Annotated in this window: 16 protein-coding genes and 1 riboswitch; of the genes, 5 read left to right on the top strand and 11 right to left on the bottom strand. The window is 69.8% G+C overall.

Annotation, left to right across the window (positions count from 1 at the left end; all coding sequences use genetic code 11):
- Nucleotides 1-62: 62 nt before the first annotated feature.
- The 3 genes from ACYVIO_RS09430 (at nt 63) to ACYVIO_RS09420 (ending at nt 2,786) form a co-directional block, all read left to right on the top strand.
- Nucleotides 63-401, top strand: a complete 339-nt coding sequence (locus ACYVIO_RS09430) for a DUF485 domain-containing protein (protein ID WP_460650279.1) — start codon at nt 63-65, stop codon at nt 399-401.
- On the top strand, nt 401-2,044 hold the full coding sequence (locus tag ACYVIO_RS09425) for a solute symporter family protein (protein WP_460650278.1): 1,644 nt from the start codon (nt 401-403) through the stop codon (nt 2,042-2,044). Before ACYVIO_RS09430 ends, ACYVIO_RS09425 begins: the two co-directional genes overlap by 1 nt.
- Nucleotides 2,045-2,255: 211 nt before the next feature.
- Nucleotides 2,256-2,786: a flavoprotein gene (locus ACYVIO_RS09420; RefSeq protein ID WP_460650277.1), complete on the top strand. Its 531-nt coding sequence runs from the start codon at nt 2,256-2,258 to the stop codon at nt 2,784-2,786.
- A 32-nt stretch (nt 2,787-2,818) separates the two neighbouring features.
- Here ACYVIO_RS09420 and ACYVIO_RS09415 read toward each other — a convergent pair whose 3' ends face one another.
- Nucleotides 2,819-3,283, bottom strand: coding sequence for a MarR family winged helix-turn-helix transcriptional regulator (locus ACYVIO_RS09415; protein WP_460650276.1), 465 nt, complete (start codon nt 3,281-3,283; stop codon nt 2,819-2,821).
- Between the two features lie 75 nt (nt 3,284-3,358).
- Here ACYVIO_RS09415 and ACYVIO_RS09410 point away from each other — a divergent pair, with 75 nt between their 5' ends.
- Nucleotides 3,359-3,709, top strand: coding sequence for a cupin domain-containing protein (locus ACYVIO_RS09410; RefSeq protein WP_460650275.1), 351 nt, complete (start codon nt 3,359-3,361; stop codon nt 3,707-3,709).
- A gap of 27 nt (nt 3,710-3,736) precedes the next feature.
- Here the strand turns inward: ACYVIO_RS09410 and ACYVIO_RS09405 are convergent, their stop codons facing one another.
- From ACYVIO_RS09405 to ACYVIO_RS09395, 3 genes are read right to left on the bottom strand one after another with little or no spacing between them, the layout of a single operon-like run.
- Complete coding sequence (locus tag ACYVIO_RS09405) at nt 3,737-5,224, bottom strand: CYTH and CHAD domain-containing protein (RefSeq protein WP_460650274.1); 1,488 nt, start codon at nt 5,222-5,224, stop codon at nt 3,737-3,739.
- 9 nt (nt 5,225-5,233) lie between these two features.
- The gene (locus ACYVIO_RS09400) at nt 5,234-5,407 is read right to left on the bottom strand and encodes a hypothetical protein (RefSeq protein ID WP_460650273.1); all 174 of its coding nucleotides are present in this window, start codon (nt 5,405-5,407) and stop codon (nt 5,234-5,236) included.
- On the bottom strand, nt 5,404-6,204 hold the full coding sequence (locus ACYVIO_RS09395) for a methyltransferase (protein WP_460650272.1): 801 nt from the start codon (nt 6,202-6,204) through the stop codon (nt 5,404-5,406). The genes ACYVIO_RS09400 and ACYVIO_RS09395 overlap by 4 nt, the downstream gene beginning before the upstream one ends.
- A gap of 28 nt (nt 6,205-6,232) precedes the next feature.
- On the opposite strand from ACYVIO_RS09395, the gene pdxR reads away from it, so the two are divergent.
- A complete protein-coding gene (gene pdxR, locus ACYVIO_RS09390) occupies nt 6,233-7,711 on the top strand; it encodes a MocR-like pyridoxine biosynthesis transcription factor PdxR (RefSeq protein WP_460650271.1) in 1,479 nt (492 codons plus the stop codon).
- A 685-nt stretch (nt 7,712-8,396) separates the two neighbouring features.
- On the opposite strand, the gene ACYVIO_RS09385 is transcribed toward pdxR, so the two are convergent.
- The 7 genes from ACYVIO_RS09385 to ACYVIO_RS09355 all read right to left on the bottom strand — a co-directional run bounded on the left by ACYVIO_RS09385 (nt 8,397) and on the right by ACYVIO_RS09355 (nt 15,766).
- The gene (locus ACYVIO_RS09385; protein WP_460650270.1) at nt 8,397-9,191 is read right to left on the bottom strand and encodes an ABC transporter ATP-binding protein; all 795 of its coding nucleotides are present in this window, start codon (nt 9,189-9,191) and stop codon (nt 8,397-8,399) included.
- A 2-nt stretch (nt 9,192-9,193) separates the two neighbouring features.
- Nucleotides 9,194-10,225: a FecCD family ABC transporter permease gene (locus ACYVIO_RS09380; RefSeq protein ID WP_460650269.1), complete on the bottom strand. Its 1,032-nt coding sequence runs from the start codon at nt 10,223-10,225 to the stop codon at nt 9,194-9,196.
- Nucleotides 10,222-11,190, bottom strand: coding sequence for a FecCD family ABC transporter permease (locus ACYVIO_RS09375; RefSeq protein WP_460650268.1), 969 nt, complete (start codon nt 11,188-11,190; stop codon nt 10,222-10,224). The genes ACYVIO_RS09380 and ACYVIO_RS09375 overlap by 4 nt, the downstream gene beginning before the upstream one ends.
- Nucleotides 11,191-11,357: 167 nt before the next feature.
- Complete coding sequence (locus tag ACYVIO_RS09370) at nt 11,358-12,386, bottom strand: ABC transporter substrate-binding protein (protein ID WP_460650267.1); 1,029 nt, start codon at nt 12,384-12,386, stop codon at nt 11,358-11,360.
- Nucleotides 12,387-12,410: 24 nt separating this feature from the next.
- Nucleotides 12,411-12,599: riboswitch (cobalamin riboswitch) on the bottom strand.
- Between the two features lie 150 nt (nt 12,600-12,749).
- On the bottom strand, nt 12,750-13,724 hold the full coding sequence (locus ACYVIO_RS09365) for a hypothetical protein (protein WP_460650266.1): 975 nt from the start codon (nt 13,722-13,724) through the stop codon (nt 12,750-12,752).
- Between the two features lie 83 nt (nt 13,725-13,807).
- Nucleotides 13,808-14,398, bottom strand: coding sequence for an RBBP9/YdeN family alpha/beta hydrolase (locus ACYVIO_RS09360; protein ID WP_460650265.1), 591 nt, complete (start codon nt 14,396-14,398; stop codon nt 13,808-13,810).
- Nucleotides 14,399-14,476: 78 nt separating this feature from the next.
- A complete protein-coding gene (locus ACYVIO_RS09355) occupies nt 14,477-15,766 on the bottom strand; it encodes an MFS transporter (RefSeq protein ID WP_460650264.1) in 1,290 nt (429 codons plus the stop codon).
- Between the last annotated feature and the right edge of the window lie 134 nt (nt 15,767-15,900).

The raw sequence follows: 15,900 nt of genomic DNA, 5'->3' as shown, positions 1-15,900 counted from the left end.
GTACGGAGCAGCAACCCGCGCGCCGGACTCCGCCCGGCCTGATCACGTCTGGAGGTCCCGCGATGAGTGAAACGCGTCGTGCGGGCGATCCGGAGCTCACGACGTACCGAGACGTCCAGCTGTCACCGGACTTCTCCGAACTGCGTCGCCGCTTCCGGCGCTTCGTTTTCCCGATGACCGGCCTGTTCCTGGCCTGGTACTTCCTCTACGTCCTGCTCGCCGACTACGCGCACGGCTTCATGTCGCACAAGGTCGGCGGGAACATCACCGTCGGGCTGCTGTTCGGGTTCGGCCAGTTCGTCTCCACCTTCGCGATCACGCTGGTGTACGTCCGCTGGGCCGACCGGAAGTTCGACCCGGACGCCAAGCACCTGCGTGACCAGATCGAGGGGGAGCAGTGATGAGCGCACCACTTCTGTTGCCGCTGGCAACCGTCGGCGACCCGAAGGTCAACATCGCGATCTTCGCGCTGTTCGTGGTGGCCACCCTCGCGATCGTGATCCGGGCCTCGCGCAACAACAAGAGCGCGGCCGACTTCTACGCCGGCGGCCGCTCGTTCACCGGCCCGCAGAACGGCATCGCGATCGCCGGTGACTACCTGTCCGCCGCGTCGTTCCTCGGCATCGCCGGAGCGATCGCGCTGAACGGGTACGACGGCTTCCTGTACTCGATCGGCTTCCTGGTGGCCTGGCTGGTGGCGCTGCTGCTGGTCGCGGAGCTGCTGCGGAACACCGGCCGGTTCACGATGGCCGACGTGCTGTCGTTCCGGCTCAAGCAGCGTCCGGTCCGGATGGCCGCGGCCATCTCGACGCTGGGCGTCTGCTTCTTCTACCTGCTGGCCCAGATGGCGGGCGCGGGCGGCCTGGTCGCGCTGCTGCTCGGGATCGACGGCAAGGCCGGCCAGAACATCGTCATCGCGGTCGTCGGCGCCATCATGATCACCTACGTGCTCGTGGGCGGCATGAAGGGCACCACCTGGGTGCAGATCGTCAAGGCCGTGCTGCTGGTGATCGGCGCCGGCGTCATGACGCTGTGGGTGCTGGCGAAGTACTCGTTCAACCTGTCGGGCCTGCTCGGTGCCGCGGTCGACAAGAGCCCGGCGGCCGGCGAGAAGCTGCTCAGCCCGGGACTTCAGTACGGCGCGACGGGGATCAGCAAGCTCGACTTCATCTCGCTCGGCCTGGCCCTGGTGCTCGGTACGGCGGGCCTGCCGCACGTCCTGATGCGCTTCTACACGGTCCCGAACTCGCGCGAGGCCCGCCGCAGCGTCAGCTGGGCGATCTGGATCATCGGCATCTTCTACCTGTTCACGCTGGTCCTCGGGTACGGCGCTGCCGCGCTCGTCGGTCCGGACGCGATCCGGGCCGCTCCTGGCAAGGCGAACTCGGCGGCTCCACTCCTGGCGTACGAACTGGGCGGTGAGATCCTGCTGGGCGTGATCTCAGCGGTCGCCTTCGCGACGATCCTCGCGGTGGTCGCAGGTCTGACCATCACGGCCAGCGCGTCGTTCGCGCACGACATCTACGGCCAGGTGATCAAGAAGGGCCAGGTCAGCGGCGACGGCGAGGTCCGGGTCGCCCGGATCACCGTGGTGGTGATCGGCGCGGTCGCGATCGTCGGCGGCATCTTCGCCAACGGCCAGAACATCGCGTTCCTGGTGGCACTGGCTTTCGCGGTCGCGGCGTCGGCGAACCTGCCGACGATCCTCTACTCACTGTTCTGGCGGCGCTTCAACACCCGCGGCGCCCTCTGGAGCATCTACGGCGGTCTGGGCTCGGCGATCTTCCTGATCATCTTCAGCCCGGTCGTCTCCGGCAAGGTCGACGCCAAGACCGGCGCCAGCCTGTCGATGATCACCGACACCGGCATCGACTTCCACTGGTTCCCGCTGGACAACCCCGGCATCGTCTCGATCCCGCTGGCGTTCGTGCTCGGCATCGTCGGAACCCTGACCAGCAAGGAAGGAACCGACGTCGACCGCTTCGCCGAGATGGAGGTCCGCTCCCTCACCGGCGCGGGCGCCGAGAAGGCCACCCAGCACTGACCGGCGAGGGCGCCGGTCCCATCACGGGTGACAGCCCGGCGCCCTCGCCCCAAATCCCTGTCAGGCAGGTCCTGCTGAACCGACGCGAACCTGCCTGACAGCCCCACCTCCGCCCCCCGCCCCCGAAGGGCCCAGCCTCCAACTGGGCCCTTCGTCGCGTTCGACACCCGGTTCTAGGCCCGCGCGCACCGAGCCGTGACAGCATGGCGGCGTGAAGTCCATCGGTCTGTTCGCCAGCGCGGCCGGGGGCCTCGAGCATCTCCGCGAGCAGCTGGTCGAGCCGTTGGTCGCGGCCGGCCACACGGTCGCCGTCACCCTCACTCCGACCGCCGCCACCTGGCTGGACCACCTCGGCGAGATCCCTTTGCTGGAAGCAGTTACCGGCCTTCCTGTGCGCTGGACGCCTCGGCTGCCGGGGGAACCTCAGCCTCACCCACGGGCTGTGCTGCACGCCGTCGTACCGGCCTCGGCGAACACGGTCGCGAAGCTGGCCCTGGGCCTCGGCGACAACCAGGCGTTGAGCACCTTGTGCGAGAGCCTCGCGAGCGTGCCGACGGTGGTGTTCCCGCGGGTGAACGCGGCGCATGCCCGGCATCCCGCGTGGGAGTCCCACCTGGCCGGCCTGCGGCGAGTGGGCGTGCAACTCCTGTACGGCGAACACATCTGGCCGCTCGCCGAGCCGCGCTCCATCGGCGACGGAAGACCGTTGCCCTGGGCAGCGATCCGCGAGGCGATCGGGTAGCACCAGGCGGCGGCTCGGGGCTACGGCTCTTGCTAGTGGAACCACCCCGGCAGATCCGCCAACGGGGTGGGAGTGTCGCTCGGGGTGAGCTTCGAGAGGTCGTCTTCGAGCGCGCTCAGGCGGCCGGCGCCCAGGGACTTCTTCCACTCGCCGTGGAGTTCGTCGAAGATCCGCGCCGAGAGGGTGAGAGCCGCTCGGCCGTGAGGGGTGAGAGTCAGGCGGATCGCCCTCGCGTCGGCGGGGTCGGGGGTGCGGGTGACGTAGCGGAGGTCGGTGAGTCTGCCGGCGGTCTTGGTGGCGGCTTGTTTGGTGACGCCCAGGCGGCGACCCAGCTCGGAGACGGTGGTGCCGTCGCGGCCGACGGCCTGCAGGGCGAACCCGTACGCCGGGCGCAGGTCGGGGTGACCTTCGTCGGCGAGGCGGCGGTGGAGCTCGTCGATGATGCGGCGGAAGGCGCCGGCGAGCAGGAGGGGGAGCTCGTAGCCGTGACGGTCCATGCCGACCATCTTGACAGATCGACAACCCGGTGTACTGTTTTCGTCAACCGGGTTGACGATCAATGAGGAGTGCAGATGCGAGTGACCGAGACACCGAACGCCGTGATGACGACGTACGCCTCACCGACGCTGGGCAGCGAGGGCCTGAGCGTCTGGCGGGTGGAGATGAAGGCGACCGCGCAGGGGCCCGTGCACGTGATGGACAGCGAGCAGGTGTGGACCGGACTGAGCGGGCACGCGCGGATCAGCGTGGGCGCCGACGAGGTCGAGCTGAAGCCAGGCGAGGCCGTCGTGCTGCCGGCGGGGATCGAGCGTCAGGTGACAGCGACCGGCGATTTCGCTGCGCTCGTCGCCGGTTACGGGAATGCCAAGGCCATGGTCCCCGGAGAGGACACCGACCGGGGAACTCCGCCCTGGATCAGCTGATCCAGGGCGCGGGCAGGTGGGGCCGGGTCAGCTGAAGTCGATCGTCGGCCACAGCTCCAGGAACGCCTCGCGCGACCGGTCCCCGCGGTACTGCTCCGCGGCATGCAGCCGGCCCAAGGTGAACGGGTTCCCACCATCCAGATGCTGCTGGACGGCGAGCTGCCGCAGGAGGTCCCGCGCGACCACGCTGTCCTGGTGGTCGCCGAGGACCTCCTGGACCTGCTCGGCACGATCCGCCAGATCGGTCGCGGCCTGACCGAGCACCGGCACCGCCGACTCCGCGGCGTACCGCAGTCGCTTGGACGCCTTCCGCGTCTCGTGCAGCTCGTGGTCCTGCTCGGCGAGCGTCTCCGCCTTCTCGGCCCGCTTCACACACTTGCTCATCCGCTTCAGGTCGTGCTTCAGCAGACTCGGCACCTGCTTCTTCGCCTTCGTCTCCGCATCGAGCAGCGGCGGCGAGGCGACCAGCTCGTCGAGCGTGTCGAGCAGCCGGAAGTACCGCTCGCTCTCCAGCGCCTCCAGCGCCTGTACCCGAGCCTCCTTGTAGACCCCGCGCAGATGGTCGTCGATGTACCCCGCGACGCGTCCCATCACCAGCTCCTGCGGCTGCTCCGAGACCGCGACCAGGAAGTGCTCGCGCAGCACCTCCGCGTCCCGCGCCCCGCCGAGCTCACCCGCGAACCACTTCAGCTCGTCCCGGATCGCGTCGCCGACCTCGCGGTCCACGACCGGCCGGTACGTCGCCAGCGCCGAGCGCAGCCGCCGGGTCGCGACCCGCATCTTGTGGATCGAGTCCGGCAGGTCGCGCCGGACCTCCGGGTCGCGCAGGTGGATCGCCTCGACCTGCGCGGTCACGTACGCGCGGAACAGGTCCGCGGTCGTCGGCTTCGCCGGCAGCTCCCACGTCTCCCGCTTCGGCACACGATCGCCCAGCGCGCGAGCCAGCTTGCTCGGTCCCGACGCCGGTTTCGCGCCCGCTTCCCGCAGTACAGGCTCAGCGGCTTCGAGCAGCTCGGTCGAACCGCCGACCAGCTCGACCTCCCACTCGCGCCACGTCTGCGGCTCCTCGCCGTCGACCGTCGCGGTCACGTGGTCGTCGGCGACCTCGGCCAGAACCTCACCCTCGGCGTCGAGCAGGCGGTGCACGATCCGCCGTGTCGCCAGCGTCACCACCGGCAGGAGCTCGTGGTCGCGGACGTGCACCCGGACGGCGCGCACGACCTGGATCGGCACCTTCCGGACCGCGCGCCCGAGCGGGTGCTGGATCTCCATCCGCCCGCGCGCGGCCGGCAGCTTGATGTGCCAGCCGTCGTCCTCACCACCGGTACGACGGCGCAGGGTCACCTTGTTCTGCGCGAGGTGCAGCCCGGCGGTGTCGAAGTAGACCGCCTCCAGCGCGAGCTCGACCGGTTGCTCGACCCGATCGACCCCGGGCAGCTCGTGCAACGCCGGCAGAATGGCGTGCTCGTCGACGTCGTACTTGGTCTCGATCTCGAGCTGCTCGGTCGGCGTCATCCCCAAGTTTTACCAGTCGGCGCAAGCCCTGTCGGCGGCCGCGCGAAGATCGTCCAAGAGACGGTCACGATCGCGATCGCGTCCGCCGGTAGGTGTGCTCTTGTACGACGGCGCGCCGCACCGTCGGCGGTTCCACTCCAGCGCGGCGATCACCGCGGCGACCAGGACGAGCAGCGCGATCATCGCACTCCGACCCCCTTGAAGAACGTGTAGTGGAAGGTCCCGCCCGGCTCGGCGGCGCGCTCGAGATCGCGGATCCCCCGCGCCCAGGCGTCCGGCGTACTGAGTCCGGTGGCGATCGACCGGGCGCGGACCGAGCCGACCATCGCGATGAACGTCCTGCGGGTGAAGCCGTCGACCAGGTGCGGCACGGTCTGGTCGGCGTACACGGTCCGCGGCTCGGTGACGACGTCGGTGAACCCGGCGGCGGTCAGCAGCGGCTGGACGCGGCGGCCGATCAGCGCGTCGCCGCCGGCGTCGGCCTGGCTGCGGTTGAGGCACTCGATGACGGCCTGGGCCTCGTCGCTGCGCGGGTGGTAGATCGCGGAGCCGTGGTCGCCCTCGACGACCGTGATCGTGCCGCCCGGGCGGAGGTGGTTGCGCAGGGTGCGGAGGGCCTCGACCGGGTCGGGCAGGTGCTCGAGGACGAAGCAGACGAACAGGTGGTCGAACTCGGCGTACGGGAGGTTGTGTAAATCGCCGTGATGCCACTCGACCTGCCCGTACGGCGCTCTGGCGACGACGCGGCGTTTGGCCTCGGCGAGCGAGTCCTCGGAGATGTCGACGGAGGTCAGCGCGATGCCCGGGCTGCGAGTGAGCAGCTGGACGGTCTGCGCGCCGACGCCGCAGCCGACCTCCAGGACGCGGCTGCCGGGTGCGTACTGCGTGCCGCCGTGCAGGAGCTCGGCCAGCGTGTCCGCCTGATCGCTGAGGCGGCGGGTCTCGGAGTCGGTGTAGCCGTGGACGTAGTCGGTTCCCATGAGTCCACCGTGCGCGCACAATGGTCCGGTGAGTAGATCCAATCAGGGCCAGATTGGCAGGTCCATAACCGCGGGGTCGGACTTCCTGCAGCTCAGCACCGCCGGCGTGCCGGTCGGTGGGCTGTCCACGTGGCTGGCCGACCAGCTCCGCGCCGCGATCGCCGACGGGCGGTTGCCGCTGGGCACCCGCCTCCCCGCGAGCCGAGTCCTGGCCGCCGACCTGCAGGTCTCGCGAGGTGTGGTGACGGAGGCCTACCAACGCCTCACCGAAGACGGCCACACCACCGCCAAGGGCAGAGCCGGTACGACGGTCGTCGCTGTTCCTTTCACCACCAAAACCTCAACTTCTTCTACCGAATCTCCTCTTCCTGTGGTCGTACAGGCACCCGGCGTCGACATCTTCGACGCCCTGCGAGCAGCTCCGGCGCGGATCGACCTCACCCCCGGCGTACCCGACCTCACGGCCTTTCCCCGCGCCGCCTGGCTCAAGGCCGAGCGCGCGGTCCTCGACCGCCTCTCCGCCTCGTCCTTCGGCTACGGCGACCCCGCCGGTACGCCGGAACTGCGCCTCGCCGTCGCCCGCTGGCTCGCCCGCTACCGCGGCGTCCAGGTCGACCCGGCCGAGGTCATCATCGTCGCCGGCGTCGCCCAGGCGCTCAGCCTGATCACCCAGATCCTCACCGCCGACGGCATCCACGAGCTGGCCGTCGAGGACCCCGGCTCGCTCGGCTCCCGCCAGCATCTGCAGAACCTCGGCCTGCGCACCCCGCCCATCCCCGTCGACGCCGACGGCGTACGCGTCGACGAGCTGCACCGCAGCGGCGTACGCGCCGTACTGCTGACTCCCGCGCACCAGTTCCCCACCGGCGTCGTCCTCGACGGCGAACGCCGGCGCGAACTGATCCAGTGGGCGACCGAGACCGACGGCCTGATCGTCGAGGACGACTACGACGCCGAGCACCGCTACGACCGCCCGCCGGTCCCCGCCCTGCGCGCGATGCTCGCCGACCACGTGATCTACGCCGGCAGCGTCTCCAAGCTGCTCGCCCCCGCGCTGCGCATCGGCTGGATGGTCCCGCCACCGGCGTACCGCGACCGCCTGATCGCCGCCAAACGCCTCGCCGACCTCGGCAACGCCGCCCTGCCGCAGCTCGTCCTCGCCCACCTGATGGAGTCCGGCGACCTCGAACGCCAGCTCCGCTACGCCCGCCGCCGCCACCGCCGTCGCCGCGACGCCATGATCGATGCCATCAGCAACCACCTCCCCACCGCCACCACCCACGGCGCCGCCGCCGGCCTGCACCTCACCATCACCTTCCCCGACGCCTCCCTCGACGACGTAACCCTCGCCACGCGGGCCCTCGCCGAAGGCATCAAAACCCACCCCCTCAGCTGGCACACCCAGACTCCCCATCCCCCAGGTCTGGTCCTCGGCTACGCCGCCCGCACCCCCACAGCCATCACCGAAGCCATCGAGATCCTCGGATCCCTGGCCGCCCAGCTCTAGCCCCGCCTTCTCCCACCCGAGTCGCCGCCCACGGACAGCGCTCCTCTCCACCTCGGCGGTGCGGCAGGCCAACCCGCAGCCGCCGCGAGTCCGTCGACGCCCACCACCCACCAAGCACTCCACCGGAACGCCAGTTCCCGCCTGGAGCCGGCGCCCAGGACGCGCTGCCGGAAGGTTGATGGGTGGCGGGCGTCGGGTCCCGCAGACGACCTCCGCCATCGGGTCAGGCGTTGCTCGGTCAACGCCTCCCCATCGGGGCAGGTGTTGCTCGGTCAACGCGAGGCATCCCGCACCCCGTCGACACCCACCACTGACCAACCACCCCACCGAAGGCCGCTCCGCGCCTGGAGACGGCGGCCGGCGCCGCGTGCCGAGGTGTTGATCAGTGGTGGGCATCGGTGAATCCCCACAGGGCCGCAATGAAGACCAGTTGCTACTTGGAATCAGCAGCCGGGCCTTGTGCGGAGGAGGTTGCTGAGTGGTGGACGTCCGCACCCGCACGCCATCCGCGCCCGGCGGTACGCACTGTGTGCACGGCCCAGCCCCGGCGAACGCCGACCAGCGGCTGAACGGTGCACAACCAATCACCGCGCCGGCAGCCAGATCGAGCACCACTCCGGCGACGGCGGGTGCCGCGGGTGTGCGTGCCGTGGCGCGTGGGGGCGGGGCGTCGGGGTGGTTCGGGTCAGGTGTCTTGTGTGATGGGTTGGCGTGGGCGCGGGAGGACCAGCGGGGTGCCTGTGAGCGGGTCTGGGATGACCTCGCAGGCAAGGCCGAAGACTTGTTCTACGACCTCGGGGGTGATGACCTCGGTGGGGTTGCCGGTGGCGACGATTCGGCCGGACTTGAGGGCGATCAGGTGGTCGGCGTAGCGGCTGGCGAGGTTGAGGTCGTGGAGGACGAGGACGATCGTCTTGTGGTGCTGGTGGTTGAGGTCCTGGACCAGGTCGAGGATCTCCAGCTGGTGGGCCAGATCGAGGAACGTGGTGGGCTCGTCGAGCAGCATCGTGTCGGCGTCCTGGGCGAGGGCCAGGGCGATCCAGACACGCTGGCGTTGGCCGCCGGAGAGTTGGTCGAGGGAGCGGTTCGCCAGGTCGGCGGTGCCGGTGGCGGCGAGGGCTTCGGTGACGACCTTCTCGTCCTCCGGAGTCCACTGGCGGAACCACCGCTGGTGCGGATGGCGCCCGCGGCCGACGAGGTCGGCGACGGTGATGCCTTCGGGCGCGACCGGTTGCTGCGGGAGCAGCCCGAGCTTCGTGGCCAGTTGCCCGCCAGGGATTCGGCGTACGTCGACGTCGTCCAGGTAGACGGTCCCGCCGCGCGGCACCAGCAGGCGGGCGAGGCCGCGCAGCAGCGTGGACTTCCCGCAGGCGTTGGCGCCGACGATCACGGTGATCTTCCCCTGCGGGATGTCGACCGAGAGGTCGTGCACGACCGGCGTTCCGTCGTACGCGAGGCTGAGGTTCTCGGAGCGCAGCATGGTTATCCTCCTCGGCCGACGCGGTTGGCTCGGGCCATCAGCAGCAACAGGTAGGGCGCGCCCAGGAACGCCGTGACGACGCCGACGGGCAACGGGATCGGCGCGAACAGCTCGCGCGCCACGAGATCGGCGGCGACGACCAGCAGCGCGCCGATCGCGCCGGAGGCGAGCAGTCCGGCAGCGCGTTCGGCCAGCAACCGGCGCGCGATCTGCGGAGCGACCAGCGCCACGAAGCCGATCGGCCCAGCGGCAGCGGTCGCGAGCGCGGCGAGGCCGACGCCGATCGCGATCAGCAGACCGCGGGACAGTTCGACCCGTCCGGCGAGGGTCCGGGCGAGGTCGTCGCCGAGCTCCAGCAGGCGGAGCTGCCGCGACGCGACCACGGCGGCGGGAAGGAGGACCAGCAAGGTGATCCCGATCATCCACACCTCCGCCCAGGACCGCCCGGCGAGACTGCCGGACAGCCACATCAGCGCGCTCTTGGCGGTGTAGATGTCGGCCAGGGTCAGCAGGTACGCCGTGAGCGAGCCGATGATCGCGGTGACGCCGATCCCGACCAGCACCAGCCGATAGCCGGCAACCCCACGTTTGAAGGCGAACAGATAGATGGTGATTGCCGTTAGCAACGACCCGCCGAGCGCTCCGACCGGCAGCCAGAACGGGCTGGCGCCGAGGATCGTGATCACCACGACGGCTGCCAGGGCCGCGCCGGCGTTGATTCCGATCAGGTCGGGGCTGACCAGCGGGTTCCGCGCGAGCCGCTGGAAGATCGCACCCGATACGGCGAACGCGAACCCGACGCCGAGCCCGACGAGGACTCGGGGCAGCCGGTTGTTCACCACCACGTCGGTCATGATCAGCGAGCCGTCACCCGCGAGCGTGCTGAGGACTTGTGCGAGCGGGATCTCGTAGTCCCCGATCGTCAAGGAATAGGCGCCCACAGCAACAGCTCCCAGCAGACCAAGGAGCGTGACGACCACCCCGCCGAGATCGAGCCGGCCCGAAAGAGGACCGATCCGCACAGCCCGGCTCACAGCTCGGCCAGCCTTTGCCGGCGTACCAATGCAATGAAGAGCGGGGCTCCGACCAGCGCTGTGATGATGCCGACCTGCAGTTCGTCCGGACGGACCACCAGGCGACCGACCACGTCCGCGAGCAGCAACAACGTCGGCGCGAGGACGAGCGAGTACGGCAGGATCCAGCGGTAGTCCGCGCCGACGATCGCTCGCGCGACATGCGGTACGGCGAGGCCGACGAACCCGATCGGGCCCGCCATCGCGGTCGCCGTACCGGCCAGCAGCATGATCGCGAGTCCTGCCAGCACTCGGACAAGCCCGACTCTGGTGCCGAGGGTTGTCGCCAGTTCCTCGCCCAGTGCCAGCTGGTTCAGCGACCGGCCGAGCACCAGCGCCAACACGATGCCTACAGCAACGAACGGCAACGCCTGACCGACGATCGGCCCGGTCGCCAGCGTGAGCGACCCGACCACCCAGAACCGGAACTCGTTCAGCGTCGACAGATCGAGCAACGTCGCCGCCGACGTGACCGACCCGAGCATGGCCGACAACGCAGCCCCGGCCAATGCGAGTTTGACCGGCGTCGCCCCACCGCGCCCGAGAGCGCCGACGAGGTAGACCACGACGGTCGCCACCAGCGCGCCGCCCATCGCGAACCACACGTACCCGGTCAGGCTCGTCACCCCGAAGACCCCGATCGCCGCGACGACAGCGACCGCGGCACCGGCGTTGACGCCGAGGATCCCCGGGTCGGCCAACGCGTTGCGCGTGACGCCCTGCATCAGCGCGCCGGCCATGCCGAGCGCCGCGCCTGCCATCAGGCCGGTCGCGGTCCGCGGCAGGCGCAGGTACCGGATCACCCGATCGGTGTCGGACCCGGTGAAGTCGGCCGCCGCGAGATACACATCCCGAGGCGCGAACCATTCCGTACCGGCGAGCAACGACAACAGCACAGCCGCCAGCAGTACGACGAAGGCGACCACGAGCCCACCGGACTTCGTCAGCCCGTGGTGCAGAAGGCCCCCAGAGCCGTCGGCTCCGCGCCGGCCATCAGATCCCCGGCGAACGCCAGCGTCCCGAGGACCCTCCGTGCGATCGCCAGCTCCCGGCCGACCGGCAAATCCCGGTCGGCCGTCAGTGGTCTGCGCGGTCACTTGATCAGGTCGGGATGGATGATCTTCGCGATCAGTTCGGTCGAGTTCGCGCCGCGGACGCCGGCCGAGTGGTGCGCGAACAACCACGGGACGACCTGCTTGTTCTTGACCGCTGTCAGGTTCGCGAACGCCGGGTTCGTCATCAGCTTGTCGACGTCCGGCTGCCCTTGGGCCTCGGTCAGCGTCGCGTCGCAGCAGGCGCTGATCAGCACGTAGTCCGGGTCGGCCTTGATGAACTCCTCGACGCTGATCTTCACGTTCCGCTTCGAGGTCAGCCCCGCGAACGCGTTCACCCCACCGGCCTGCTTGATCAGCACCGTGCCGAAGTCCGGCCCACCGGACACGGTCATCCCGCCGCCCTCGAGCCCGGGCCGCACGATCGCGACCGTCGGCTTGCCGGCGCTCTTCACCTTCGCCTCGACCGCGGCGATCCGCGTCTTCTGGTCCGCGATCACCTGCTCGGCCTTGTCGCTCGCGCCGAACAGCTTGCCCAGGTCGCGCAGATCGGCGTACACGTTGTCCATCGAGACCGTCGACGGGTCGATCGCCTCGTCGCCCTTGCCGTCCGCGGTCGGGCACAGCGGGCTGAAGATCCACGTCTGGACGCCGAGGTCGGACAGCGACTTGCGGCTGCCGAAGCTGCCGTCGCTGCCGGCCGCGTTGAAGATGTCGTTGAAGCCGGACAGCACGAAGTCCGGGTTCAGGCTGAGCAGCTCCTCGCGGCTCGGCATGTTCTTGTAGTACTTGCGGTCCTGCTGCGCGGCGACGTACTCCGGCAGCGGCTCGGAGTCGAGGAACGCGGTGCCGACCAGGCGGTCGGAGATGCCCAGCGCGTGCGCCATCTCGATGGCCGGCTGGTACGCCGCGAACACCCGCTTCGGGGGTCCGTCGACGGTGACGTCGAGCCCGCAGTTCTTCACGGTCGTCGCGCTCGCGCTCGGACCTTCGTCGGCGCCGGCGGTTCCGCAGGCAGCGATCAGGGACAGGAAAACGGCAGCAAGCACTGCCTTGGGTACGACGGCCATGGCGACCGTTCCTCCAACACCTCGTGGACGGGACGCGTCGTGGCCGGTCTCCTGGCTGACGGGACGACCGCATCCGCCGAGCTGACCTTCCCAGCCCCTCCGGGCCAGTGGTCTCACACCTGGTGAACGCTCAGCGGACAATCCCGATCACAGTGGCGAGGGCCGCGCCGGTACTCCACCGGCTTCCCGAACACCACGACCGCCACACCGTAACCCACGCTGCGACTCAGTCGCAGCACGTGGTCCACGGACAGCGTCGGCAGCAGTCGGCGACGCCGCCGCAGGGCGATCGGCGGAGGCGCGTACGACGTACAGGCGACCGCCGCCGCAGGGCGATCGGCAGGCGCGTACGCCGTACAGGCGTCAGCGGGTGTAGAGCGGGGAGATCGCGAGGGCGAAGGTGACCATGTCGTCGGTCTTCACCTTGCTGCCGGGGAGCGGGACCAGGTCGGCGATCTTGTCGGTGCCGACGCGGATCGTGCCGCGGCCGGTGGCGGTGTCGACGTACCCCTCGTCGCCGAGCGGGACCGACTGCGACGTCGGCGCCTTGCGGACCGCGGCCATCGCCGCCTCGGCGTCGGGAACCCGCCGGGCGGTCGTGTAGAGCACAGAGGTCGCGGTGATCCAGCCGCAGACGACGTCGCCCGCGGGCGTCGCGCTGTCGCGGCGGGCCGTGGCCACGGTGCCCATCACCTTGGCGGCGGCGTTCGTCCCGCGGTCGCATTCCGTGCGGGTGATCAGCGGCGCTGCCTCCGGCAGACCCGCGGCCTGGCGCGCGGCCTCCTGCGCCAGTACGACGTACTTGGTCGGCGTCGCCGCCGGTCCCTCGACCTTGTAGAGATGCGTGCCCAGCAAGAACACGGCGAACTTGCTCGTCCCGTAGCCGCCCTGCCCGACGGCGATCGCCCGCGCCGGTTCGGCCTTCGTCGCGGCGTACGCCCGCTGCGCCGCGATCAGGTCGGCCTTGGTCCCCGTCAGCACCGAAACCCCGAGCCGAAGCGCCGGTCCGTCCGGATTCGTGCTCAGCCCCAACTCGCAGATGTCGAAGCTGGGCAACCCGATCTCGGCCGGCACCGGCGTCTGCGGGATCGTCACCGCCGGCGCGGCCAACGTCGTCTGCACCAGCGACTGGTCCATCCGCACGCACAACGTGTCCGCGGCCTGCGCGGTCGGCGGCACGCTCGGCGTATCCGACGGGGTCTCGCTCGGTGTCTCGGTTGGCGTCGTACTGACCGAGACCAGCGGCGGCACACTCGGCGCGGTTTCACCGCTCCCACCACCACAGCCGGCGACGGCCAGACCGGTCAAGGCAAAGACAACTACTGGACGGATACGCATGGTGACCCGACTCTAGCCGCAGCTGCTACTTCCCGACGGCGTAGCGCAGGATCGCGAGGCCCTGACCGGGCTGCTGCCGTACCTCAACCGACCTGACTTGGGCTCCTGTCCGAGGTGATCGCTTCGAGGGCTTCAGGCAGTGCCTCGACGCCATCGGCAGCGAGGAAGTGACCGGCTCCCGGGACGACTGCTGCGGAGGTCCCGAGCAGGCCGGCCAGGCGGTCGGTGTGCGCAGGCGAGACCAACGGATCCGCGTCCGACCGGATGATCGTCAGTTGGTCGACGTACGCGCTGATCCCCTCCACGTCACAGCCGTCGCCGATGAAGCCGTCCAGTTCGGGAAGCGCGGGCAGCGGGTCTACGAACCCCGAGACCAGCACGAGGGTTCCCAGGCGCCAGCCGGCCGGCAGCGACCGGAGATGCCGAAGAACCGCCAGGCACCCCAGGCTGTGCGCGACGATGATCGAGCCCTCGTCCGGGACCCCGACATCGGCGCTCACGGCTGCCGCCCACTGCACGGCGTCCGGCTCCTGCGGGCTCGGCAGGCGCGCGATCGTGACCGAGAATCCGTCCGCCTCGAGTTGCTGTCCCAGCCAACCGAACCAGTGATCCTCAGGCGATGCCGCGTAGCCATGGATGATCGAGGCCCGTCGCCGGGTTGTCCCTGATGTCATACCGCAGGACGGTATGGGGTCACACCAATGTGAAGGTCAAGCCGATCGGGATGAATCGGCATCTTTCCCTGCTCTGCCTTAACCCGGGGTGGCGCGGAGTTCTCGTTCTCGGACCGCGTGTTCGTCGGTGCGGGCGTCGTAGCGCCAGAAGTCCTTGAGCCAGACCGCGGTGCCGATGACGCCGGCTACGCAGAGGATGCCGCCGCTGACGATGGAGGTGCGGACGCTGGTGAGGTCGGCGACGAGGCCGGAGCGGGACTGGCCGCCCAGGGGGCCCAGCGAGTACGACAGCATTTCGATGCCGGCCAGGCGGCCGCGCATCTCGTCGGGGATGGTCTGGTTCCAGATGACGGCGCGGAAGAGGCCGGAGACCATGTCGGCGCCGCCGGCCACCGCGAACATCGCGATCGCGAACCAGATGTTCGGCGCGAGTCCTGCGACACCGACCGAAGCACCCCACGTGATGGTGGCGATCACGACCGCGCGGCCGTGGTGGTGGACTCGGCGAGCCCAGCCGCTGGTCAGGGTCGCGAGCATCGCGCCGACGGCCTCCGCGCTGTAGAGGAGTCCCAGCAACTTGGGTTCCTTCAAGACCTCGGTCGCGAACGCCGGGAACAGCACGATCGGCATCGCGAGGAACATGCCGACCATGTCCACGGCGTACGTCCCGAGCAGGTCGCGCCTTCGGAACGCGTACTTGATCCCGTCCCCGATCGCTCGCAGGCTCGGTGGCGTGCTGTGCTCGCTCGGTTTGTACGACCCCAGCAGCATGAACAGCAGGGTCGCGATCACCAGCCCGGCCAGCTCCACGGCGTACGCCCACATCACACCGGCCGTCCCAACCAGTACGCCGCCAAGCGCCGGCCCCGCGAGCTGGCCGACCTGCAGGATCAGCGAGTTGAGCGTGACCGCGGCCGGCATGTCCTCGTGCCGTACGACGCGCGGGAACAGTGCCTCCCGCGACGGCCGCTGCAACGACGACGCGATCGCGTTGAGCGCACCGCAGACGTAGATCACCCACACCTGCGGGCTCGCGAGCAGCGTGTTCGCCAGCAGGGCCGCGCAGATCACCACCTGCGCCATGCCGGTCAGGATCAGCATCTTGCGCCGGTCGACGTGGTCGGCCAGCGCCCCGCCGTACAGGCCGAAGATCACCAGCGGCGCGATCGTCACCAGCCCCATCGCGCCGACCGCGAAGTTGGAGCCGGTCAGCTGGTAGAGCTGGAACGGCAGTGCGACGTACCCGACCATGCCGCCGAGGAAGAAGACCGAGCCCGAGATCACCAGGATCCGGAAGTCGCGGGACGCCCGCCACGGGGTCAGATCGACCTTCAGACGGTCCACGCGCTCGCGGAAACTTGTTGCCACTGGCACATAGTGGCACCCGGTGGCGCACCGCGACGACCCTATTTCGCCCCTACCGTCGGCTCTGGACGCGGTCTGGACCGGAACCAAACGGCCTCAGCCGGCGTCAACATCAACGGCGCGGGGGAAGGCTCGGC

This window comes from Kribbella endophytica (assembly GCF_054781295.1).
The sequence above is the reverse complement of the archived record's forward strand: the minus strand, read 5'-3'. Positions and strand labels throughout refer to the sequence as shown.